The sequence below is a fragment of the Dehalococcoidales bacterium genome (assembly GCA_028716225.1).
Taxonomy (GTDB): Bacteria; Chloroflexota; Dehalococcoidia; order Dehalococcoidales; family UBA5760; genus UBA5760.
In genome coordinates this window covers 1-22,988 of record JAQUQE010000016.1, presented here as the reverse complement: position 1 = coordinate 22,988, position 22,988 = coordinate 1, and the positions used below count along the sequence as shown (strand labels likewise).

General features: G+C 48.9%; 19 protein-coding genes and 1 tRNA gene. 5 read left to right on the top strand and 15 right to left on the bottom strand.

Features of this window, described 5'->3' with window-relative positions; genetic code table 11:
* Nucleotides 1–294: 294 nt before the first annotated feature.
* The gene (locus tag PHI12_09290; protein ID MDD5510993.1) at nucleotides 295–1,818 is read right to left on the bottom strand and encodes a PAS domain-containing protein; all 1,524 of its coding nucleotides are present in this window, start codon (nucleotides 1,816–1,818) and stop codon (nucleotides 295–297) included.
* 90 nt (nucleotides 1,819–1,908) lie between these two features.
* Complete coding sequence (locus PHI12_09285; protein ID MDD5510992.1) at nucleotides 1,909–2,583, bottom strand: response regulator transcription factor; 675 nt, start codon at nucleotides 2,581–2,583, stop codon at nucleotides 1,909–1,911.
* Between the two features lie 217 nt (nucleotides 2,584–2,800).
* Between PHI12_09285 and PHI12_09280 the strand changes: the two genes are divergently transcribed.
* The 4 genes from PHI12_09280 (at nucleotide 2,801) to PHI12_09265 (ending at nucleotide 9,195) form a co-directional block, all read left to right on the top strand.
* Nucleotides 2,801–3,847: an ATP-dependent 6-phosphofructokinase gene (locus tag PHI12_09280; protein ID MDD5510991.1), complete on the top strand. Its 1,047-nt coding sequence runs from the start codon at nucleotides 2,801–2,803 to the stop codon at nucleotides 3,845–3,847.
* Nucleotides 3,848–3,901: 54 nt separating this feature from the next.
* Nucleotides 3,902–5,878, top strand: coding sequence for an ASKHA domain-containing protein (locus tag PHI12_09275; protein MDD5510990.1), 1,977 nt, complete (start codon nucleotides 3,902–3,904; stop codon nucleotides 5,876–5,878).
* Between the two features lie 2 nt (nucleotides 5,879–5,880).
* On the top strand, nucleotides 5,881–6,336 hold the full coding sequence (locus PHI12_09270) for a metallophosphoesterase family protein (GenBank protein ID MDD5510989.1): 456 nt from the start codon (nucleotides 5,881–5,883) through the stop codon (nucleotides 6,334–6,336).
* Nucleotides 6,337–6,411: 75 nt separating this feature from the next.
* On the top strand, nucleotides 6,412–9,195 hold the full coding sequence (locus tag PHI12_09265) for an HAD-IC family P-type ATPase (GenBank protein ID MDD5510988.1): 2,784 nt from the start codon (nucleotides 6,412–6,414) through the stop codon (nucleotides 9,193–9,195).
* 79 nt (nucleotides 9,196–9,274) lie between these two features.
* Here PHI12_09265 and PHI12_09260 read toward each other — a convergent pair whose 3' ends face one another.
* From PHI12_09260 to PHI12_09205, 12 genes are all read right to left on the bottom strand, one after another.
* Complete coding sequence (locus tag PHI12_09260; GenBank protein ID MDD5510987.1) at nucleotides 9,275–11,518, bottom strand: DUF2206 domain-containing protein; 2,244 nt, start codon at nucleotides 11,516–11,518, stop codon at nucleotides 9,275–9,277.
* Between the two features lie 62 nt (nucleotides 11,519–11,580).
* Nucleotides 11,581–12,192: a PIG-L family deacetylase gene (locus PHI12_09255; GenBank protein MDD5510986.1), complete on the bottom strand. Its 612-nt coding sequence runs from the start codon at nucleotides 12,190–12,192 to the stop codon at nucleotides 11,581–11,583.
* Nucleotides 12,189–13,157, bottom strand: coding sequence for an ATP-grasp domain-containing protein (locus tag PHI12_09250; GenBank protein MDD5510985.1), 969 nt, complete (start codon nucleotides 13,155–13,157; stop codon nucleotides 12,189–12,191). Before PHI12_09250 ends, PHI12_09255 begins: the two co-directional genes overlap by 4 nt.
* On the bottom strand, nucleotides 13,136–13,801 hold the full coding sequence (locus tag PHI12_09245) for a PHP domain-containing protein (protein MDD5510984.1): 666 nt from the start codon (nucleotides 13,799–13,801) through the stop codon (nucleotides 13,136–13,138). The genes PHI12_09250 and PHI12_09245 overlap by 22 nt, the downstream gene beginning before the upstream one ends.
* 27 nt (nucleotides 13,802–13,828) lie before the next feature.
* Nucleotides 13,829–15,097: a hypothetical protein gene (locus PHI12_09240; protein MDD5510983.1), complete on the bottom strand. Its 1,269-nt coding sequence runs from the start codon at nucleotides 15,095–15,097 to the stop codon at nucleotides 13,829–13,831.
* Between the two features lie 131 nt (nucleotides 15,098–15,228).
* On the bottom strand, nucleotides 15,229–15,441 hold the full coding sequence (locus PHI12_09235; GenBank protein MDD5510982.1) for a hypothetical protein: 213 nt from the start codon (nucleotides 15,439–15,441) through the stop codon (nucleotides 15,229–15,231).
* Nucleotides 15,413–16,402, bottom strand: coding sequence for a GDP-mannose 4,6-dehydratase (locus PHI12_09230; protein MDD5510981.1), 990 nt, complete (start codon nucleotides 16,400–16,402; stop codon nucleotides 15,413–15,415). The genes PHI12_09235 and PHI12_09230 overlap by 29 nt, the downstream gene beginning before the upstream one ends.
* 248 nt (nucleotides 16,403–16,650) lie before the next feature.
* Complete coding sequence (locus PHI12_09225; protein MDD5510980.1) at nucleotides 16,651–17,826, bottom strand: glycosyltransferase; 1,176 nt, start codon at nucleotides 17,824–17,826, stop codon at nucleotides 16,651–16,653.
* Nucleotides 17,826–18,974: a UDP-N-acetylglucosamine 2-epimerase (non-hydrolyzing) gene (gene wecB, locus PHI12_09220; protein MDD5510979.1), complete on the bottom strand. Its 1,149-nt coding sequence runs from the start codon at nucleotides 18,972–18,974 to the stop codon at nucleotides 17,826–17,828. Before wecB ends, PHI12_09225 begins: the two co-directional genes overlap by 1 nt.
* 51 nt (nucleotides 18,975–19,025) lie before the next feature.
* A complete protein-coding gene (locus PHI12_09215) occupies nucleotides 19,026–19,952 on the bottom strand; it encodes an NAD(P)-dependent oxidoreductase (GenBank protein ID MDD5510978.1) in 927 nt (308 codons plus the stop codon).
* 78 nt (nucleotides 19,953–20,030) lie between these two features.
* The gene (locus PHI12_09210) at nucleotides 20,031–21,287 is read right to left on the bottom strand and encodes a glycosyltransferase family 4 protein (GenBank protein ID MDD5510977.1); all 1,257 of its coding nucleotides are present in this window, start codon (nucleotides 21,285–21,287) and stop codon (nucleotides 20,031–20,033) included.
* Between the two features lie 74 nt (nucleotides 21,288–21,361).
* Complete coding sequence (locus PHI12_09205) at nucleotides 21,362–22,141, bottom strand: glycosyltransferase family 2 protein (GenBank protein ID MDD5510976.1); 780 nt, start codon at nucleotides 22,139–22,141, stop codon at nucleotides 21,362–21,364.
* 142 nt (nucleotides 22,142–22,283) lie between these two features.
* Between PHI12_09205 and PHI12_09200 the strand changes: the two genes are divergently transcribed.
* Nucleotides 22,284–22,736, top strand: a complete 453-nt coding sequence (locus tag PHI12_09200; GenBank protein MDD5510975.1) for a DUF1616 domain-containing protein — start codon at nucleotides 22,284–22,286, stop codon at nucleotides 22,734–22,736.
* A 30-nt stretch (nucleotides 22,737–22,766) separates the two neighbouring features.
* Here PHI12_09200 and PHI12_09195 read toward each other — a convergent pair.
* Nucleotides 22,767–22,841 (bottom strand) — tRNA-Thr (locus tag PHI12_09195).
* Nucleotides 22,842–22,988: the final 147 nt, after the last annotated feature.

Here is a 22,988-nt window from a genome sequence, read left to right as displayed (position 1 = left end):
GTCAAAGTAATTTATAATTTAATCGCTTTTCAGTACTCCAAAACCCCACAGGGTTCGGCGCTACTGATAAGCAGCGCCGAACCACCAGTCAGTAAGGAGGTTGAAAAGCAAAGTCTACTCTTAAATAGTCTGGAATTACCATGCGCATTTAGGGATATCTTCTCATAGAATGGCTCATGTTGAAATCGTTGGTTTGGGTTAATTTCGGGTAATGGTTTTTGTTATAGCGAGGAGCCAGCCGTCGTTCCGCGAATCTGGTAATAGGTGCGTATCGGTAATATTTCCGGAGGGGTATTATAATGGTATGTCGGCAGTGATAACGGTACCTTGGCCTTTGTCAGAGTGAATGCTCAGTCTCCCGTTGAACAGGTGCAACCTTTCTTGCATACCCATTAGTCCCAATTTACCGTCGCGGGCGAAACTACTGAGTATACCGGGTACCTTGAACCCCTGGCCATTATCGGTGACTTTGAGCCTGACGCTCCCGTTGTAGAAGGCGATATCTATCACGACCTTGGTCGCTTTAGAATGTTTTACCACATTCCGTAGCGCCTCTTGCGTAATGCGGAATAGTATTATCTCTTTTTCGGGTAACAGTCGTTGTTCATGACCGGCGATATTCAAGCTACAGTCCAATATTCCCTGATCGATGACCTCCTCACTGAGCAATGCCAGTGAGGGGATCAATCCGAACTGGTCCAGGAGTCCGGGACGCAGATTGTGGCTAAATCGGCGTACTCCTTCCAATATCACATCAACCTCAGAACGAAGCTGTTCTAATCTCTCAACAGTACGCTTTGTTAATTTTTCATTCATCAGGATCACATTAATTCTGTTGTACAGATTGGCTATCAATTGGGCCGTCTCATCGTGCAGCTCGCGGGAGATTCGTTTTCGCTCTTGTTCTTGAGCGATAGTCGTTTCCCTGATATAAAACTCCAGGTCTTCCTTGAGCTGATTGTGTTCGGTTATGTCGGTGAGTATGCCGTCGTAGCGTATGATATTGCCTTTTTCGTCTTTGATAGGCACACCGTGATCCCTAACCCAACGCACCTGCCCGGTGTTTCTATGAACCACCCTGTATTCACAAATAAACTCCTTCCTCTTTTTACAGGCTTCGATGTAGGCCTTGGTTGCGCACTCCCTGTCTTCGGGATGAATTGATTTCAGCCACGTTTCGGGGTCTTTATAGCCATCTTGAGGAGAGTAGCCTGTCCAGTCCTGATATCGGTCGGATAGAAAAATCGACGTGTTTTTCTCATCGGGTAGACTGGAATATATTGCGTCGGGTATGTTCTTGATCAGGGCCTCATATTTCTCCTTCAGATCTTTAATGTTTAGCTCCGCCTGCTTGCGCTCGGTGATATCAGAGAGTACGCCGCTGGCATACTTCTTCCCGTCCTCATCATAGGTAACTACGGCTCTGTCATGTATCCAGACCCACTCCCCGTCCTTTCTCCTGAAGCGGTATTCAATATTGAAGGTCTTATCCTTTTCGAACAGGGCATCGTTGGCAGCTACGTATTCTTTGACATCGTCGGGATGAACCCTATCGATCCAGTTCAGAGAGGGACCCATCGTGCATTCTTCTTCTGCGGTATATCCGGTAATCGCTTCCACATTCTCGCTGATATATATGATATAGTTGTTGCTATCTATCTTCCACAGTACGTCCGGTATATCCGATGCCAGTAAATGAAACTTGTCTTCTCTTGCCGATATTCTAGAACGCGATGCGCCGTTTCTGCTACGTGTTCCTTTGCTGATTCCTATAAATCTCTCTACAGTCTGTTCTTCTTCTTTTTGCTTGCTTTGCATTTTCCCTTACATCCCTGTTCGATAACGAGAAATTCGGTACTGTGATGGTAGATATAAAGACTGTCTTATTGTGGTACTGTAAACGTCCATTCAGGTTTCTTGCTCGCCAGCGGTTTCGTCCATGCTAAGCAGGCCCATTTTCATGGCATGCAGAATAGCTTCAGTTCTTGATTCAACCTTAAGTTTCCGAAAGATATTGGCCAGGTGGGCACCAACCGTATTTTCACTGATATTGAGTTTATATGAAATCTGTTTGTTAGTCATGCCTTTCGCTGCTAGGTCGAGTACCTCCAGCTCCCGGGGGCCCAGTACCGGATAGGCTGTTTCCACACTGCCTTTGCTGCCGGCTATTTTGTGCAGTATCTTACCGGCGGCTTCATTATTAAACGCACCCTCCCCGGCGTGAACCATATGGATAGCGTTGATCAGCTCGTTGTGGGGGGTATTCTTCAAAAGGTAGCCGTCTACTCCCGCTTTGATAGATGAGATGATGTAGTGGTCATATTTATAGGCACTGAGCATCAAAACTGCCGTTTCAGGGCAGGAATTTTTAATCAGCTTAGCGGCATCGACTCCTGTTATTTTGGGCATGTTGATATCAAGGATGGCGACATCAGGTCGGAGCTCTTGCGCCAGCCTGACCGCTTCCTCGCCGTCCTGTGCGGTACCGATGCATCGTAAGCTCTTTACGCCTTCAAATACTCTTAATAACCCTTCTCGAAATACCGGGTGGTCATCGGCAATAATCACGCTGATCTTTTTCATGCTCAATATTTCCCGAATCAGACTGTCTCGATTTCGTTCTATACACTCGGCCGGAGTACTGCCCCACCGCCTTAATCCGGTTGATTATAGTATAGCGCCTTTCCTCTGTATCAACAAGGAAGGGCAGTGTGGACCTTATCCGGTTTCCGTGGTATTATTTCAGGGTTGCCTTCATTTGTCGTTCGTTTAGGAAGAATCTATGCTTCGGGAGAAGGAAATGACAGGGGGAAAAAGAATCGGTATCCTGACCGGGGGTGGAGACTGTCCGGGACTTAATGCCGCCATCAGGGCGACTGCTAAAACGGCAATAAAAATGGGATATGAGGTGATCGGGATTCGGAATGCCTGGGAGGGTTTCTTCAATGGAGATAACGAGGTGTTGGACAGTATCAATACTTCGGGGATTATCGACCGCGGCGGAACCATTCTGGGCACTTCGAGAGTCAGCCCGTTGAGAGTAGAAAATGGCCCTCAACTTGTCTTTGACGGATTTGAGAAACTGGGACTGGAGGCGTTGGTAGTTCTTGGTGGGGAGGGGACCTTAACTGTGGCCACCAAACTGTTTGAGATGGGCCTCCCCGTGGTGGGAATACCGAAGACCATCGATAATGACGTGATGGAGACCGATTATACCATAGGTTTCCAGACCGCTGTCCAGATTGCCACCGATGCTCTGGACAGGCTGCGTTCCACTGCCGCCAGCCATCACCGGGTAATGCTTCTTGAAGTAATGGGACGTAATACCGGCTGGATTGCCACCTATGCCGGAATGGCTAACGGGGCTGATGCCATACTGATACCGGAGATTCCTGTCAATGAGGAGGGGCTGGAGCAGCTCTGCCGGATGCTGGAGCGGAGAAACAGGATTAACAGGAGTTTCAGTATTGTTGTCGTAGCGGAAGGGGTTAAGTTGGAGGGAGAAAGCGGAAGCAGCGGCTCTGAGATGGCCTCTGATGGTAGGGAAGGGCGGAGAGAGAGAATAGGCGAAGTGGTCGGGGCAATTATTGAGGGGAGGACGGGTCTGGAGGCCCGGGTTTCTTCACTGGATTATATCCAGAGGGGAGGTACCCCGGTGGCCTACGACAGGAACCTGGCGATACAGTTTGGCGTCAAGGCGGCCCGGCTTGTCGAGGAAAAAAGATACGGAGAGATGACAGCTCTTCAGGGTAATAGTATTACTGCGGTCCCTCTGGCAAAGGTAGCCGGTCATATCAGATGGATGGATATGAAGGTCTATCAGGTGGCGGAATTGTTCTTTGGCTGATGGGAAGAAGATAAAAGAGGAATTTGGATATAAGCAGGATAAGGAAGATACGCGATGTCAAAGGGTTCGGGACAGGTAAAGGTCGTCTTTCAGCCTTCGGAACGGCGTGGTGATATCGGTAGCGGTAAGAGTATCAAGCAGGCGGCACGGGAACTGGGCGTCGGCATAGAAGGGCTATGTGGTGACGAAGGCACCTGTGGCAAATGCAAAGTCAGGATAGAAGAGGGTATTTCCCCCCGGTACGGCATCGAGTCCCGGATGGAGAACCTCTCTCCTCTCAACAAGACGGAAAAGGGGCTGCTAACATCCAGGCAGCAGCGTGATGGTTACCGCCTGGCCTGTCAGGCCCGTATTCGTGGCGACGTTATTATCTCCGTTACCGAAGAGAGTCGGCTGGCAAATCAGGTTGTGCGTAAGGCAGCCCGGGAAATAACGGTTGAGCTGAAGCCGGCGGTCAGGAAATACTGCGTGGAGCTTAAGCCGGCTACCCTGGATGATGCCCTGGGCGATTGGGAACGGCTGCAGGCCGAGCTTAAGAAGAGGTTTAAGCTCGTTAATCTGACTATCGACTATCAGGCTCTCCGCAGCCTGCAAAAGGTGGTACGCCAGGGTAGTTGGAGGATAACCGTATCGCTTTGGATGGGCAGGGAAGTCATCGGGGTAGAGCCCGGAGTTGTCGGGAATAGCTACGGGCTGGCGGTGGATATCGGTACCACCACCGTGGCGGCCTATCTCTGCCGGGTTTCCACCGGAGATGTCATCGCTACCGAATCTATGGTGAATCCGCAGGTATCCTATGGTGAAGACGTGATAGCCCGTATCAACTATGCGATGACCTGTAAAGATGGTCTGGAGGTGATGAACCGGGCTATTATCCGCGGGATCAATGAGCTGGCGGGGAAGGCTGCCGCCCGGGCCGGAATCAAGCGGAGCGCTATCGTTGATATGGCCGTTGTCGGTAATACCTGTATGCATCACATCTTCCTGAGTATTGATCCCGGGTATCTCGGACAGTCGCCGTTTCCTCCCGCGTTGCACCGTTCACTGGATATCAAGGCACGTGAACTGGGGCTTAGAATATCCCCGGGGGCTTACGTTCATTTCCTGCCTGTCGAGGCCGGTTTCGTAGGTGCGGATAATGTGGGGGTGCTCATTGCCGAAGAGCCCTACCGTCAGGATAGCATGGTACTGATAATTGATGTCGGTACCAACGGAGAGCTAATAATGGGCAACCGGGACCGGCTTGTCTCGGCGTCATGTGCTACCGGCCCCGCTTTCGAGGGGGCTGAGATAAGGTATGGGATGCGTGCTGCGCCGGGAGCTATCGAAAAGGTAAAAATAGACCCGGAGACCCGTGAGGTGCGTTTTAAGGTTATCGGTAAGGAGGGCTGGAGTACCGACTTGGATGAGGTAGGGGCCAGCGGCATCTGCGGCTCGGGTATCATTGACGCGGTGGCGCAGCTATTTCTCGCGGGCGTTATCGACCGTACCGGTCGGTTTAACACGGATGTGGGCACGCTTCGCCTGCGCAAGGCTGAGGGCGGGCCGGAGTTTGTCATTGCCTGGGCCGGAGAGACCTCCATCGGTCAGGATATTGTGGTCTGCCAGCAGGACGTAAGAAATATTCAGCTGGCCAAGGGGGCGATGTATGCCGGTGCCAGGCTGATGATGCGTCGGCTGGGTATTGATAAACTGGACAAGATTATTCTGGCGGGGGCCTTCGGCAGTTGTATCGATAAAGAGTCGGCGGCGATAATAGGGATGTTTCCCGATTGTGCCCAGGAGGAGGTCTATGCCGTAGGCAATGCCGCCGGTGACGGAGCACGGATAGCCCTGCTCAATGTGGACCAGAGGGTGGAGGCTGACCGGAGAGCGCGGGAGGTGGAGTATTTGGAACTGACTCTAGCGCCGGACTTCGACAAGGTCTTTACCCGGGCGATGTGGTTTCCCAATGTGAAAGACAGCTTCCCTCATCTGAAGCACCTTTTGCCGGGCTTTGAACAGGGAGCGGAGAATGGGATGGAGGGGTAACAGTGCGGATCGGAGTGGTTTCGGATACTCATGTTGCGGAGTTGAATGAAATGGCGGCTCCGATTCTAGCCGCGCTGGCCGGAGTGGATTTGATTATCCATGCCGGTGATTTCACCGGAAAAGCCCTTCTCGATGGGCTTAAGTCAATAGCGCCGGTAAAAGCTGTCTGCGGCAACATGGACTCAGGCGAACTCAGGAGGATATTACCGCAAAAAGAGCTATTCTTGGTTGACGGCAAGAGATTCGGACTCACCCACGGTTCGGGAGCGCCCTGGGGGATAACCGGCAGAGTGAGGGGGATGTTCGATGACGTGGATATTATTATTTACGGCCATTCGCACCAGGCGTATCAGGAGTTTATCCGGGGCAGCCTGTTATTTAACCCGGGGTGTGCCAGGGACTCTTTCGGAATACTGACTGTTGGCGATGAGATCACTGCCGAGATAGTAAAAATATAGCTCTCCGGCTCTGCTTATCTGCTATTTTGAAGATACAGACTATATCGGTGGAGCTACTCTGTTGGAGCTAAAGGCATGAAATCCAGCAAAAATCAGGATAGCCCCATTCCTACGGAAAACCCCGGAACTAACTGGCACAATCTTCCCTGCCAAGAAGCCTTAACGAAGACCGGCTCCCGGATTTCCGGTCTGACCGAGAATGAAGCCAAAGAACGTGTTATCCGGTACGGTGCCAATGAACTGGTGGGCAAGAAACAGACTCCTCTGATTGTGGTCTTCCTGCGGCAGTTCCGCAGCCCTATGATCTACGTTTTGCTCGCTGCCGGCATTATTTCTCTGCTGGCGCAGTTCTTTACCGGCCAGGAGCATTTCATAGATGCGATAGTGATTTTCGGGGTCATTGTGCTCAATGCCGTCATCGGGACGTTACAGGAAGGCAGGGCTGAGAAAGCGATGGAAGCGCTGCTGGAGATGGCTGCGCCGAAAGCTAAAGTGAGGCGTAACGGTAACATCGAGACCATACCGGCTCGCCAGATAGCCCCCGGCGATATCGTACTGTTCGAAGCGGGGGATAAAGTCCCGGCCGATGTCAGGCTGCTGGAAAGTGCCAACCTGAAGGTCAATGAATCAGCCCTGACCGGAGAGTCCATCCCGGTGGAGAAACAGCTTGCCCCCGTACCGGAAGATGCTATTATTGCCGAAAGGACCAACATGCTTTTCATGAGCACGATTGTTACCAGCGGCAGGGCAATGGGTGTCGCGGTACTTACCGGTATGGCAACCGAGATCGGTAAGATAGCTACCGGACTGGCTGAAGTCAAACAGGAAGAGACGCCGCTGCAGAGAAACATCAAAAAGCTCAGCCGATATCTGGTGTTCGTCTTCCTGGGGGTTAGTGCACTGTTGGTAGTAGTCGGTTTACGCCAGGGTCTGGGGTTGTTCGAGCTTTTTATGCTGGCAATCTCGGCAGCCGTCGCCTCCATTCCCGAGGGTTTGCCGGCCGTGGTGACCGTAGTTCTGGCGATAGGTATGCGATCGATGGCACGCCGTAACGCTATTATCCGCAAACTGGTGGCCGTAGAGACCCTGGGCTCCGCCACGGTGATTTGTTCGGACAAGACCGGCACATTGACATTGAATCAGATGACTGTCCGCAGGATTTATGCTGATGGCAGGTTTATCGAACTTACCGGTGAGGGTTATGATCCGAAGGGTGAATTCAGGCGGGATGGAGAAAAGATCGACCCGGCGGAAGATGACCAGCTTATGCTGCTGCTGCGGGCAGGTGCTCTCTGTAACGATGCGTCCCTTACTAAGAGCGTCGAGAAATACGGGATATTTGGCGACCCTACCGAAGGAGCTCTGGTGGTAGCGGCTGCCAAAGCTGACCTGAACAAAACCGATTTGGAGAAGGCCTATCCGCGGCAAGACGAGCTTCCTTTTGCCAGTGAAAAACAATACATGGTTACCCTGCATTATATGGCCACGCTGCATTCCGAAGCGGGACATAAAGCGGCTTTCATAAAAGGTTCGGTGGAGAAAATCCTCTCCTACAGTAGACATATTCTCAAAAACGGCCGGGTGGTAGATATTACGGAGTCCGATTACGCGGCAGTGTCTGAAGCTGCTATGAATATGGGTAAGGATGCCCTCAGGGTGATTGCCCTGGCCTACCGTGATTTCCCCGAGAAGTCGGACAAATTGACGGAGGATGAGGTGCAGGATAACCTTACCTTGATCGGCTTGGCTGGTATGTCGGATCCGCCCCGGCAGGAGGCTAAAGAAGCGGTCGCTTTATGCAAACAGGCCGGCATTAAGGTAAAGATGATAACCGGCGATAATAAGATAACCGCGGAATCGGTGGCGGGCCAGATTGGGCTCCCTTCGGGAAGAGCGGTAACGGGTGCTGAACTGCAGAAGATGAGCGATGAGGATCTGGCCAATGAGATCAAAGATATTTCGGTTTTTGCACGAATCGAGCCGCTGCATAAGATGAGGATCGTGAACGCTCTCAAGGCCAATGGAGAAATCGTGGCGATGACCGGTGATGGTGTCAATGATGCTCCGGCACTAAAAGCGGCTGATATCGGGGTTGCTATGGGTATCGCCGGAACGGATGTCTCCAAGGAGGCCAGCGATATGGTCCTGGCGGACGATAACTTCGCTTCCGTAGTATCGGCGGTTGATGAAGGCAGGGCTATTTTCAACCGGCTGAGGAACGTTCTTTTCTATACCTTGAACACCAATTTGGGTGAGCTGGTTACCCTGATACTGACCCTAGTATTCATCGGCCAGTCGCCTTTGCTGGCGGTGCAGATTCTCTGGATTAACCTGGTCACAGATACGGCCGGAGATATTCCTCTCGGCATGGAACCGAAATTCGGTGATGAGCTGAAACAACCGCCCCGCCATCCCGGAGTGGGTCTTATGTATTCCGGACTATTCGTAAGGACGATGGTGATGGCAGTGCTGATCGGACTGGGGACTTTCCTGATCTTCCGCTGGGCTGAAGCCAGAATGAGTATCGATGAAGCCCGGACGCTGGCTTTCTGTACCATCGTGGCTTGTGAGTGGTTTACGGCTTTCAGTGCCCGCTCCGATGAGCATACGGTATTCAGGCTGGGTATCTTCCGTAACCGTGCCCTGGTATTGTCTATCGGTCTGGCGGTGCTATTGCAGATTGCGGTAGTTTATGCACCATTCATGCAGGCGGCTTTCGGTACCGTTCCGCTAACGCTGACCGAATGGGGCATCGTGGTACTGGCTGCCGGAGGGCTATTTGCCATCGAAGAGCTGCGTAAAGTCATCTTTCCTAAACTCTATAGCTTTGGTAAGTATAAACCGTTCAAGAATCATTGAGAACTGTAAGTATACAGCTAGATTTGACCTTCCCCTGAGAACCAGGACAGTTGCTCTTAGATTCTATCTGGAGTATTCCTTACCTGTATACCACTGAGCCATTGGTAGTATAGATTTTGCTCTTGTCAACAAATATTTCCGGGTGTTCTTCTACAACGCTATTGAGAGTAATGTCAGTGTATCTAAGGTAAATATTTCCGTGTATACTGGCGGGATCCCAATCCGCGAGTGGAATCTCCCGGTCTATGAATGTGCGATTCCTTTCTATCATGCCCTGACTTTCCAGCACACGCGGTCCCGGCCATGATCCGGAGTATATGCGCTCCTGCCCTTTGGTATGCTGGCCTAGCCATTGGGCGGCGTGAGAGTCCTGGTTGTGCACGTACCAGAGCTGATATTCACTGCCTGCCGAGTTGAGGACCATTGAGACTGGTTGGTCAAACACCTGGTACATCGTACCGGTAGTGCACATAAAGAAAGGTACTAGCACGAGGAGGGCAATCGCGTAGGCTCTTGCTCTAAGCCACCTGGCTATCGTAATGCCCCCGATGACGAAGAAAGGAGACAGGACAGCCAGTGCCTGGAAATATGTCCTCTCCATGGAATAACCCTGTGATACATAGGGGACGATAACGGTAATTACCAGTATCAGGCTGCATGCTAGGGTTAAGATGATGTATTCCATCTCGAACCGGGAACGTAAATAATCAGGCTTGTTCTCTACAGGCCGGCGGGTGGCAATAGTCCTCCTGTATCTTACTATGGTGCTCAATACGCCTGTTGCGATGAGGGCTAGGGTAAGCCAGGAGAAAAGCAGCCGTATCTTCTGCGGAATAGAGGCTATTTCCTCCCCCACGGCGGTGGTAATGGTAGAACCTCTGGACTCGAGCAGAAACCAGTTGTGTAGATTGGCGAAGGTCGTTTCAATAAATGTCACGCCGGCAGTAAAGGCCCCCTGAGTTGCCTGGCTGTACCAAAAAAAGAGCATAACGAAGAATAGTGTTACCGTAGCTGCTGTTACGCCCTTTCGTAGATAAGAGTGAGAAGCGCCGAGGTCCGGTGAAGGAGATGTCGCGATGCTGTTGTTCGAGATGTTACTCACCCCTGGTGGAGTTGATGAGTGGTCTTCTATGATGATGTTGTTTTCGGGCGAGGTGCTGGTCTTTCTCTTAAGTACTATGGGTACTATTTTTATTCCCAACCAGGTAAGCAGTAGGACAAAGAAGAAGATATACGCTGTTCCGTAGTGTGACACAATGGTAGCGACTGCAAAAACGATAAATAGGATCCTCTTGTTAAGCTCGCCGATATCCCGGTGGAACATAACCATAACCACGATGGCGAAGAAGAGAATGGCAAGGTTGGTGGTGTTGGCTCCTGTTGTCCATAAGAAGGCAGTTTGTGCCATAAATAGTGAAGAGCCTACCAGAGCGTAAATACTGCCGATGTATTTCCGTGCGGTAATATATATCACCAGCGGAGAAACGGAGAAAAGAAGGGGGGTGATGAGTTTGAACAGGTACTCCGGGTTGATGTTCAGAAATGACTGATAAATTGCGGGCAGGATAGAGGCGCTCAAACAGGCATCCAGCGTTCCGTAACCGACTATTCTCCAGTGCCCTTCCTGTAGAGTGGTTTGAAAGAGGTAATACAGTTCGTGAATGTCGGAACCGAGGATATGGCTTGACCGCAGCGCCAGCATAAGCACCAGCGAGATACTGATCAGTAATATGGCGATGGGGACTATCCTTTCCGATGCCTGCCGGTGGTAAAAAGATAAAAAGACGATATAGGCTAGGATCAGGAAGAGCAGGAGGATTAAGAATAAATTACTTGAGGTTGCCTCCATAGTGTACATACCGAATATGCTGAGCAGGGGGAATACCGATGGTACAATCAGGAACAGCTTCTCTCTTACGGTCAGTCTGGGAACAAGGTTGGCGAAAGTTGATTCCCCGTTTATCGCATAAGCAATGACGGCCATAATAATAATGGCGGTGCTGAATGATATCAATAAGGTGTTGGTTCCAAGAGGCTTGGTGTCGCCAAGGGCAAACGCTGAGCTGTTAAATGCCCAGCCGAAGAGCATGGTGAAGGCGATGCTTAAACCTACCGAGAGAGCCAGTTTCTCAGCTATTCCGAGCCTGTTCAGCTTGAGTATAGAGAGGAAAAGAAAGCCTGGAACGAAAGTTAGAAAGATAAAACCGGAGAGCTGTTTTAAGACGGGAATGTCCAGGACTACCGATATGCTGGTGATGGCAACCACCGCTGCTATCGGGCCGAACCATTTATCCGGTGAGGTGGTAATACTTCTCCCAGTCATTATCATCTCCTTAGAAATCCATGCAAATCAGAAGAGTATCTATAAAGAATGACTTGTGGGATTTATATCTGTTTAATCTCCCTTACTACCTCAAATGCTTCAGAGAATTTAACATTGATTTGGTAACCGTGATACATGGCTCTACCTCTTATCCCGTACAGCCACCATTCCCCGTTTAACTTGACCTGTGATTTGTGCTCACTAATACTGTCTATCTTAAGGTCAATTACTTCTGAGATGTCTACAAAGGATTGTAACATGAAGCCGTAGGGGACAATACCACCCGGAATAGTCTGCTCATACATATACAGGGAGCAATTATTTCCCCTGGTCGCCGCAATTGCAGCATTTGCAACTGCTACGTGGTCTTGATGGGAGTCGTGGTTCCAATGAGTGTAAGTGATATCAGGCAAATACTCCATGAGTACCTCATCAAACCTACGCACGAGTTCACGATCGAATATTAGCTTCTCAGGTTCGATATCTAAGACTATTAGCTCAGCACCCAATATTCTTGCTGACTTCATAGCCTCCCTCCGTCTTACCTCCTTTCGATTGGGTATGGAAGTTACTACAATAAACACTTCATGCCCAGCTTTTGCATATTTAGCTATAGTTCCTCCCATGCCAACTTCTACGTCATCAGGATGCGCGCCAAAGGCTAAAATTTTCATAACTTCATCACTCTACCTTTCGCGTCCAGAATTACCTCCTCATAATACCTTAACATTGTTATCTCCTTAAGTTCTTTTAGCTTTGGTATTTTGTAACTACTGGCACTGGCCATTGCCAGAACGAGTTCAGGAAAGTTTACCCCTGCGTATGTAGTCAATATTGTACCGCCACCAATTCGAGGATTAACCTCCACAACTCTAGGTTTCCCCTTCTTATCACATCTCATTTGGACACACGATGGTCCTTTTATTGATAAGCACTCCGCTATTCGTAAGCATTCTTTCGCTATTACATTATCCAAGACTATTCTACTCTTAAAACTTATGCCTGCTTTTACCTCAATTCGCTCCCTTGGTATTGCTAATAGAGGTTTACCTTCTAGGTCAGATAATACGTCAATGCTGTATTCTTTGCCTGGGAGATATTCTTGAATTACCATATCATGATTTTTCAATAGAATGTTCTCTAAATTCGCTTTGGAATGACATGTAAATACATTCTTGCTCCCCTTTCCCCAAATAGGTTTGACTATACAGGGGAAAGCATTAATCTCGGATTGATCGGTAGTTGTATAAGGTAAATTGAATTTGTTCTTCAGCTGGTGATAAAACCTTAATTTATCCAAACAACTTTCAATTACTTGGTAATCGCTCATAGCAACGATGATACCTTTTTCCTCAATAGACTTTTTGTTTTTCGAGTAAGGTATAAGATCGGAGCCAGAAGTTGGCATAATTGTATCTATTCGTTCATTTTCAATGATCTTGGTTGCTTCTGTAATAAAGGAGTAGTTATCAGCAAATGGCACAACATAGCTACAGTCTGCCAAATATAAACCAGAAGAAAGAGCATTTGCGTCTGTCGCTACTATCCTACCTTCAAAACCACAAAGTCGTAGTGATTTTATTGCTCCTAGACCAGCTGCACCACCAGCACCGGGGATTAGCACATTCTGTCTATCCAATTCCATTCCTCAACTAATCTATCTGTAGTCAATAGCTCGTCTACGTCATGCGCATCACTGCTGACAATAAACTTAGCGCCGCTTTTGACTGCCAACTCTATGAACCTTGCATCGGGAAGGCCATACTTAATATTTCTCTCAATAAAAACACCTTCTTTTATGCAAACATCAACTATATTCTTAATTTCTCTTTCTTCTAATTCAATCGATTTTCTGCTTAAGAATAGTGTCGGGTGTCCCCATATACTCACGAAGCGATTTTGTAGCATTGCCACTAATGCTGATAAATATTCCTTTCTGTTACTACATTCAAAACCATGAAAGACTCCTACAACAACGTCACATTGCTCTAAGACTTCACCTGGTGCATCTAGTTCACCATATATGTTTAAGACTTTTGCCTCACAACCGGATAATATCTTAATGTCCCCGAATTTATTTCGTGCTTTTCTTATGTCGGACAACAATTCCTGATAGTTGTACGTGATGATCTTTCTGACATGTTCTGTAAAAGCGATCACTTTTAATCCATTCTGCCGAGCCCTTTCGCAGTATTCGGCTACGTTACTTTGTCCATCCGTATAACTCGTATGCACGTGGAAATCGCCGCATCGAATATTGTTATATATAAACTGTTTTCTCATCTCTTTTGACACCATAGTTAAGAAGGATCATGCTACCCTATTGAGAGTTTCGACAAATTTCATCGCTGTTACTCGGTGGTCATATCTACAAATTATTGATTCATTCCCTCCATAGGAAATCTCCCCACTTAGACTGTACTCTTGATATAACTTAGTTAACTCACACTTAATATCGTCTAAAGTGCTAAAATGCACGCCAGCTTTGGTTTCGTTAAGCAACTCTTCGGTCATATCGTTACCCAACCCGATAGAAATTATAGGTCTTCGTGCTGCGAGGTATTCAAAGAGTTTATACGAATACCCTGCCTGCTCACAACCTTCCCAACTCAAATGTAATAACAAATGAGACTCCCTCTGTTTCGCTATAGCGGTCTTTCTCGACATCATCCCGTATTGTCTTACGATGTCTCCTAGTCTGTATTCTCTTATCTCTAAAGTCAACCATGCTTGCTCTGGTCCGTAGAGTCTGACCTCAAAATTATTTCGGTCTATTGTCCCATCAGAGATTAGGTCTCGTAGAGCGGTAAAAAACTTGGAGAAGTTCTGCTTTCCCGGGTAGATGCTACCCGTGTGAGTTATCGTGAACTTAGGTGTTAAACTCGCAGGTGGGATATTGATTTCTGCTGGGTCAAAGCCACTGGTAATGGCATAAACTGTTTTCCCCTTATGGAGGGTGCTTAGCTTTTCTGCCCATGGTTGTGAGACGGTTACTATAGCATCTGCCTTAGCTAAGGTCTTGAGTTCCAACCTCCTATCTATAAGTCTTCTTAAAGGTCCGTAGTAATAATTATGGTTCTGTGACCAAAGATCACGGAGGTCAGCGACCCAGGGTATTTTATATCTAGTTTTTAGCTCCTTAGCGATAAGATGGCTGGTCACCGGCGAGGAACTGCTTATTATAGCGTTTATGCCTTCGTTCTCTATTATCTTGCTACCTTCACTGATAGCAAAAGATTTCCACCCTCTTTCGGCATCCGGATAGTTTAATATCGCTCCGCCGGCAGTCAAGATATAATCCAGCAATGATTTCTTGGAATTAACGCCAAACCGTGCCTTTACTTGTCTCCTTAAGTCATCCTCACCTGGTTTCAGGCCAAGTATTCTTCTCAATAAGCTAAATGCATCCCGGTAAGGTGTTTCTATAAGCCTCAATTCCAGGTCCGTTCTTCTAAAACAATGAGGAGTCATGATAAGAGGATCCCAGTCAAAGTCAGGAAGGTATTTAGCTAGACCCGTTATGCGAGGGGTGGCGTAGGGTAGATAGGTTATGATCAGAACCTTTTTCATTTCACTCATTAAAGGGTAACCTCAATAACGGCACTCCATTGGTTCCATGGTTTTACCGGCCATGCACTATCAGTTATCCTGGTAACCTGTATCCGTTCCGCTGAGACAAACTGCTTCAATAGAGCTATATAATCGCGTAGTCAGTTGCCACCCTGGTATAAGCCAGGCGCTACGGCTTCCTGGCCGATGTAGAGGTGTACCGGGCATACTATCTCCGGGGTGGGGCAGAGCAACTCTGCCACTCTCTCCTCGATACAGCGTATTTTGAGCATTGTTGCGTATAGCGACCACAGAGTCGCTGGCGGAATATCTGAAATTGCCTTGTCATTGACGGAGCGGTGTGTTGATTTCATCCGATGCCAATCCTCTCTCCAATCCGTAGTCTTTGTACCACTGGACGAATTTTTTCAGTCCTTCTTCCAGTTTGTACTGCGGTTGCCACCCCATCAGGTCCTTTGCCCTTGTCGAGTTGGCGATAAGGCGCTTGACCTCTCCGATTCTGGGCTCGACATGGATCGGTCTTATTTCTCCCTTTTTGCCGGCCAGGTCGATGAGCATATCGGCTAGAGCGATTATAGATTCCTCCCGACCGCTGCCGAAATTTATCGGCTCGGCTATCGGGTCACTATACTTCAGGACTGAGTCATAGGCTCTGACCGCATCATCTACGTAGGTATAGTCTCTTGTTTGCAGACCGTCGCCATAGATAATGGGAGGCATATTCTTCAGGATTCTTCTGGTAAAGATGGATATGACGCCGCCATATCCGACGTCTCTTTGACGTTGGCCGAAGATGTTGAACAGTCTGACGACGGAGATGTTCATTCCGTAGGTCTGAATATAGGCAAAGCACATCCTGTCGGCGGCAATCTTACTGGCACCGTAGGGATGGGGAGCATTCAAGGGGTGCTTTTCATCGATAGGTGAGTACTGGGCCGAGCCATATACCTCACTGGTGGAGGCAAAGACTATCTTCTTAACATCGCAGAGTCTGGCTGCTTCCAGAATATTCTGTGTTCCCCTTACATTTACTTCATAGGTGAGGACGGGTTCGATATATGACCTGTCGACATGTACCTGTGCCGCCAAATGAAATACCACATCGACATCACGCATTACCTTTTCCAGCAGGGCAAAGTCTCTGATATCACCTTCTACTAGTTTGAAGTTTCGGTTGTTTAATAGATGCCTGATATTCATCAAGTCGCCACTCATAAAGTTATCCAGGCAGATAATGGTATGGTCTTCCTTAGTGTACTTCTCACACAGATGACTGCCGATGAATCCAGCTCCCCCGGTTATCAATATCTTCATAAAATTAACGCCTCCGTATTCAATTGTTCATGATTTTTGATAGGTCTTCTTCAAGTGTACGGGGGAATAACCGAGTACTTCCCTTGCTCTCGTTATAGCTAAGAATAATCTGAAAAGGCGTCCTATACCCTTTCCATTCAGGACTAGTTTAGATAGGGAACCAGTAACACTAATTATTTTAGCTGCCAGTTCTCTGACACTTGCTTCTTACCCGCTACCAATGTTATATGTACCGAGCTTGTTCATTTTTATTTTGTCTTATTATTAGCAGCAATGCAGTTGGTGTAGAGATGCTCGTATTTCTCAATCCCTTTCTCTAAGGACAAATTTGCTTTTATATATTCCTTTGCCCCTCGCGTTTGATATCTAGCCTCAGATGGATTGTCCAATACATGCTGTAGAGCCTCCTGTAACTCCTTTTTATTACCGTATTCTACTAAGTACCCGGCGTTAATTTTCTTCACATTCTCGCTAGCACTCGTATTTTTAGTGACTATGATGGGAGTGTCACACAATAATGCCTCAAAAGTAACTCTAGTGCCATATTCATAAATGGAGGTCTGAACAAACACGTCGGCATCTGTCAGTGCCGATAGTTTATCCTGACCGCTCAGAAATCCGGTGAACAAGACCTTATCGGATAGATTTAGTTCTGCTATCTCGCTTTTTAAAGTGGATTGATAGCCATCGTCATTTCCTACTATTACCAGAATGGCATCATCCCTCAATTTACTTAACTCGTTAAAAGATTCGAGCAGGAAGCTAAGCCCCTTTATCCGGTTTATCCTGCCCAGGAACATGACAATTTTCTTTTCCGTGATGCCATATTTCTTTCTGAACAGACCGGATGGCGGTAGTTTAGAGAACCACTCCGTATCGAAGGGTGGGGGTATTAAGGCTACGTTATCCTCACTTGCTCCAAATTGGATATACTCTTTAACTCCTACTTCAGTCTCTGCAATGAGCCTGTGGGCGTCCCTTAATATCCGGTTGCCAAAGGCAATATCAAACTGCCGTTTGAGCATGGGCTTCAATTTCCCCTCGCCGGCAACGGCGCGGGGGAGAGAGCCGTGGGTGTCCAGCACGTAGGGGATGCCATACTTTTTAGCGTAATGGTGTATCACTATATTCTGGAAGCTTCGGGCGGAATGCAAATGTATGATATCGAATTCTCTAAGACGTCTTTTTGTTTCCATCACCATCCCCGGCGTCAGGTAAAAGCAGGCTAGGCTTGAGATACAGTGAAAAAGACGTACATTTACTTCGGGAAGGGAGTTAATATACTCCCGGTCTAATTTATAATCGCTGGTATATATCGTAACTTCATGTCCTCTCTTCGTCAGGGCACGGGATAGCTTGTACACGACATCAACTGTACCGCCGCCATGCGGAGAAAAGAAATCAAATACCTGCAGGATTTTCATTATAGTAGGGCTCCTGTATCTTTTGCTTTTATATCGCCTTTGCTGATCATCTTCCGCCGCCCTTCCTCTTCCAGAATAGCGACAATCCGCTCTGAGGCTCGCCCGTCCCACAGCTTTGGTATCTGACCTGCTTTTACGTACCCCTCCAGAATCTTCATCGCTTCACCTACAATGCGGTCCGGGTCGCTGCCGACAATTGTGTTGGTTCCCTCGGTAATAGTTGCCGGGCGTTCCGTGTTGTCCCGCAGGGTCAGGCAAGGTATGCCAAGTACGGTGGTTTCTTCTTGAATGCCGCCTGAGTCGGTAAGTACCAGCCTGCTCTGGCTCATAAGAGACAGAAAGTCAAGATAACCGAGCGGTTCAATCAGATGCAGGTTAACCATCTCTTTGGCTTGCTCGCTAAAGCCGAATCCCGTTATTTGCTTGCGTGTACGCGGGTGAGCCGGGAATATGACAGGCAGCTTCTGCTGTATCGTATTAAGAGCGTGAAAAATATTGCCCAGCCTTTCCCGGTTTTCCACGTTGCCGGGACGGTGCAAGGTTATGGCGATATATTTACTGCTCTCAATACCGAGGCGGCTAAGTATATCCGACTGTTTAGCTGCCGCTAGATTCGCCAGTAGGCTGTCCGCCATCACATTGCCAACGAAGAAGATTTTCTCCTTGCTAATGCCTTCCCGCTCAAGATTGTCATTAGCCTCCACGCAGGTGGTAAAGAGATAGTCCGAAAGTTGATCGGTAACCAGACGATTGATTTCTTCCGGCATAGAACGGTCAAAACTACGGAGGCCGGCTTCAACATGGGCGATAGGAATGCCCAGTTTGGCAGCTACCAAGCTGCAGGCGAGGGTAGAATTTACATCACCGACCACCAAAATCAAATTCGGATTTATTTCGGCCAGCACCTTTTCGAAGCGCACCATTATTTCCGCTGTTTGCCATGCCTGCGAACCGGAGCCGACGCCAAGGTGAAAGTCCGGTGCAGGAATAGCCAGATCCTGGAAGAAGATCTTGGACATGTTATGGTCATAATGCTGTCCGGTATGTACCAGAACGGATTCAAAATCCCCCTGGTCCTTCATAGCCTGCATCAGCGGGCTGATCTTCATAAAGTTTGGCCTGGCTCCAGCAACATAGACTACCAGCATTAACCTATCTCCGTTGACTCTGTCATCATAAGCTACCACCCGTACTCAGAGTTAATGCTTAACTGCATCGGCATAAACCTTGCGCATCCACTCAATAGTCCTGGGAATACCCTCCTCTAAGGTTATCCTGGGATCGTGACCAAGAAATTGGCGTGCCCTGGTGATGTCGGGCCTCTTATTCTTGACGTTGTGGACATCCTGGGGTAAATAGACCACCCTGGAATCATCCAGTCCGAGATAGTCGAGGATTACCTTGCTTAGGTCTTCTACTCCTCTGTATTCGTGGCCCCCGATATTATAGAGTTCGCCGGGGGTAAATCTGTCCGCCACATTAGCCAGCGTGGGGATAAAATCATCAATATACATAAATACCCGGTTATAGTTCTGGTAAACCTGGTAGGGCAGATCATGCAAAGCGCGGTAACAGAACAGGCAGACAACACTGCGATAATTGTTATAATGTTCACCGGGGCCATAGGCGTTAAAAAAGCGGCACCGTACGATTTCCGAACCGAAACGCTTCTCGAAATTCATACATTGCAGCTCGTTCACCCACTTGCTGATGGCATAGTCGTTAAGTTGAATGATAGATTGATACAGCGGCAATTCCTCGGAGAGAATGTCTGCATCCACTTCTCCGTAGATTTCCGAGGAAGAGGCGAAAATCAGCCGGAATCCCTTTTGCTTTTGCAACTCCAGGATATTCCTGGTGCCGATGACATTGGTCTGCCACAGAGTATCATAGTACTCTTCGCCGTTGATCCGTCCAAACTCCGCAGCCAGATGGTATACGTAATCGTAGCGTTGCTGGAAGACGCGTTCCATCTGCCGGTAAGAACTTATGTCGGCCCTTAAGTAATTATCATCCAGGTGGTGCTGCAAATCAACCTGCCAGACTTCGTGGCCGCGTCTTTTAAGTTCCTTCACCAGTGGTTTTCCCAGAGAACCTTTACTCCCGGTTACAAGAATTTTTGCCATTTTTACCTCTTTCCTGAATATTTATGGAATGGTGCTAGACTACACGTCATATATTTATATAATCTCGATATTAACACTTCACCCCGTATTTTCATGGCGCACCTTTTGAGTAGTGGTTGCCGCGCGTTTCCTTTCAATAGCTTCTTCCAGCTCCGCTTCCAACTGGCGGGCTATCTTCTGCTGCTCGTGTGCCTGCTTTACATAATGGACCCCGGCCTGTCCCATCTGCTGCCTGCGCTCAGGCGACCTCAGCAGGCCAACCACTTCTCCAGCCATATCGTCGCTGCTATCGGCATAAATAACCCCGTGAGATTCACCGGGAAGCAGCGTCGTTATTCCCGGCAGGGGCGTAGCCACTGTCGGTCTGCCGCAGGCAATATACTGGACAATCTTGCCCGGGAAGATATCCCTGGTGGCATCAGTATTAAGAAAAGTGTTGATGCATACGTCGGCCAGGCTGATAAACTGAGGCATGGTCGGGTAGGGTTGAAACCCGGTGATGGTAATCCGTCTCTCCAGGCCGAGTTCAGTGATTATTTTCTCGAGCTCGGGTCGTTGCGGACCGTCGCCGACAATCATTAGTCTGGCATCCGGCGAGTTTTCGATAACCCGGGGAAAGCTGCGGATAAAGCCATCGAGCCCGCTGAAGCGAAACAGGGTCCCGATGAACAGGATTATCCGGTCTTTCTCACTGAACCCCCACTGCCGGCGTATTGCGGAGCAGTCAACAGAGGGGTGGAAAATGCCGGTATCAATTGGCATGAGAATCAGCTCAACCCTTGACTCGACAGCTCCCATGCCCAGAACGTACTGTAAATATCGGGGAGTATTGGGGAGGACCAGATCGGCTTGTGAATAGACCTTCCTCTCCAGGGTTATGGTCAGTGGCCGCAGTGCGGCGTTGGGTACCAAACGGTGCAGGATATCTATCGACCGGAAGACGACGGGGATGCCGGATTTCCTGGCCAGGCGTATCGTCTGTAATCCGTTGGTAGGTACGGAGTAGAGCACGATAACATCGATACCATTTTCCTTTATTGTCCGCTGGATTTCCCGGTAGTGGGTGATGCCGGCCGATAGACGGCTCAGGCCGGGGATCCGGATGAAACCGGGGCGTCTCAGGGTAACGGATGCTCCCGGAATTGCCCGGGAGACCCCATCAATCTCCTTTGTTTTGAGACTGTCCAGGCCCAAGTGGCCGTTTCTTTGCCACATACTCTCATAATCGATGGCATAGACGTGATGGTTGAGAAGCGATAGGGCCTCGGAGAGGTTGTGGAACTCAAGCACCACCTTCTTAAGCCAGTCGACCTCGTGTACAAAAAGAATATTCATAATCCAGCTCTCAGATTTCCCATGTGATATGCGACGGGAAACCATTCATTTGCAGAGTAGCTACCCGACGGGCATCAATAATACCTTTTCTTGCGCTTCAGCCTCAGCCTGACCACGGCAATGGCCACCTCTACGCCGTGCACGACCGGGTTGCGGCTATGACTGGCGGAATCATAAACGCATGAGATAGGCACTTCCGCAATCGCCAGCCCTTCCCGGCGCGCCTGTACCAGTAGCTCGATGCTGAAGGCGAACCCTCTTTCGGAAATATTAAGGCAGCTTAGAGCTTTTCTGCCGTAGCAGCGGAAGCAGCTCTGGGAGTCGCTCACCTTTATTTTTGAACCAATATTAAACAGTGATGTTATGATACTAATGCCAAATCTGCGGTAGCGGGGAATATTGTAGTTATCATTAAGGAACCTTGATCCGATAACAAGGTCGGCTTTCCCTTCAATAACAGGCGCTGTCACCAAGGGAATCTCTTCCGCATTATGCTGCCCGTCGCTATCGAGCGTAACCAGTAGGTCGGCATTTCTGTCTTTAGCTGTCGTAAAGCAGGTTCGAGTTGCCTGCCCTGCACCGTGATTTGAGTCACTTCTTATCACTGTAGCCCCGGCGGCTTCGGCAACCCGGGCGGTATCGTCCGCCGAGCCGTCGTCGGCAACGATAACTGCGTCGACATACTTTGAGGCTTTACGAATTACCTCGCCTATTTTGTTCTCCTGGTTGTAGGCCGGGATACCGGCAATAATCTTCTGGTGAACTCGCTGGATAGCCCCCATGTCACGCTCCCGGTTGTGATAATACCTGACACTACTTATCCTGATTATAGTTGCCTTTACTTGCCGATTCAATAGTTCTAAATAAACGTTTAGGTCGGAATGCCCCATGTGATAGCCGGGTTGACAGTGCAATTATGCGGGTGTATAAAGGTTTCAGGTATCAGAAAGGTGCCGGTATGAGCCTGAGTAAGGGAAAGTAAGTCATTGCTCCGGTATGATTAAGGGTTCGAGTATTCGTGATAAGGTATTAACCGCTGTCTTGATAGCTGCTTTGGCAGGGGCGGTAGGTATGCTGGGTTATACCATCGCCCATCCGCCGAATCCGGAGAGATATACCGAGTTTTACCTCTTGGGGCCGGAGGGCAAGGCTGCCGATTATCCCGGGGAGCTGGCGGTAGGAGAGGAGGCCCGGGTGATTGTGGGGATTGTCAACCGGGAGCAAGCGGCGCTAAGCTACCGCCTAGAAATAAGGGCAGACGGCGTGATTTCCGGCGGGATAGAGAGGGTGCAGCTTGAGCCCGACCAGAAATGGGAGAATGAGGTGGCGTTTACTCCGGATCGGATAGGCGACCGGCAGAAAGTAGAGTTCCTGTTGTACCGGCAGGGCCAGGACGGGGTCTACGAGAGCCTCTATCTCTGGGTGGATGTTGATGACGGAGTTGCTTAGCAGCGCTTACTTATTCCATCTGGTTTCTGATGGAGCCAGCGGTCGGATTCGAACCGACGGCCAGCGGTTTACGAAACCGCTGCTCTACCACTGAGCTACGCTGGCAGTTAAAGCTAAATCTCAATAAGTTGGCGACAAATTGGCGACGGATTTTCTATTTACCCCCGCGGGCAGCACTTCGTCCAACAGCGCCATAGCATCCTCTTGCATCCCGCTTATTATATGGCTATAGACGTCCATTGTAAAGGCTAC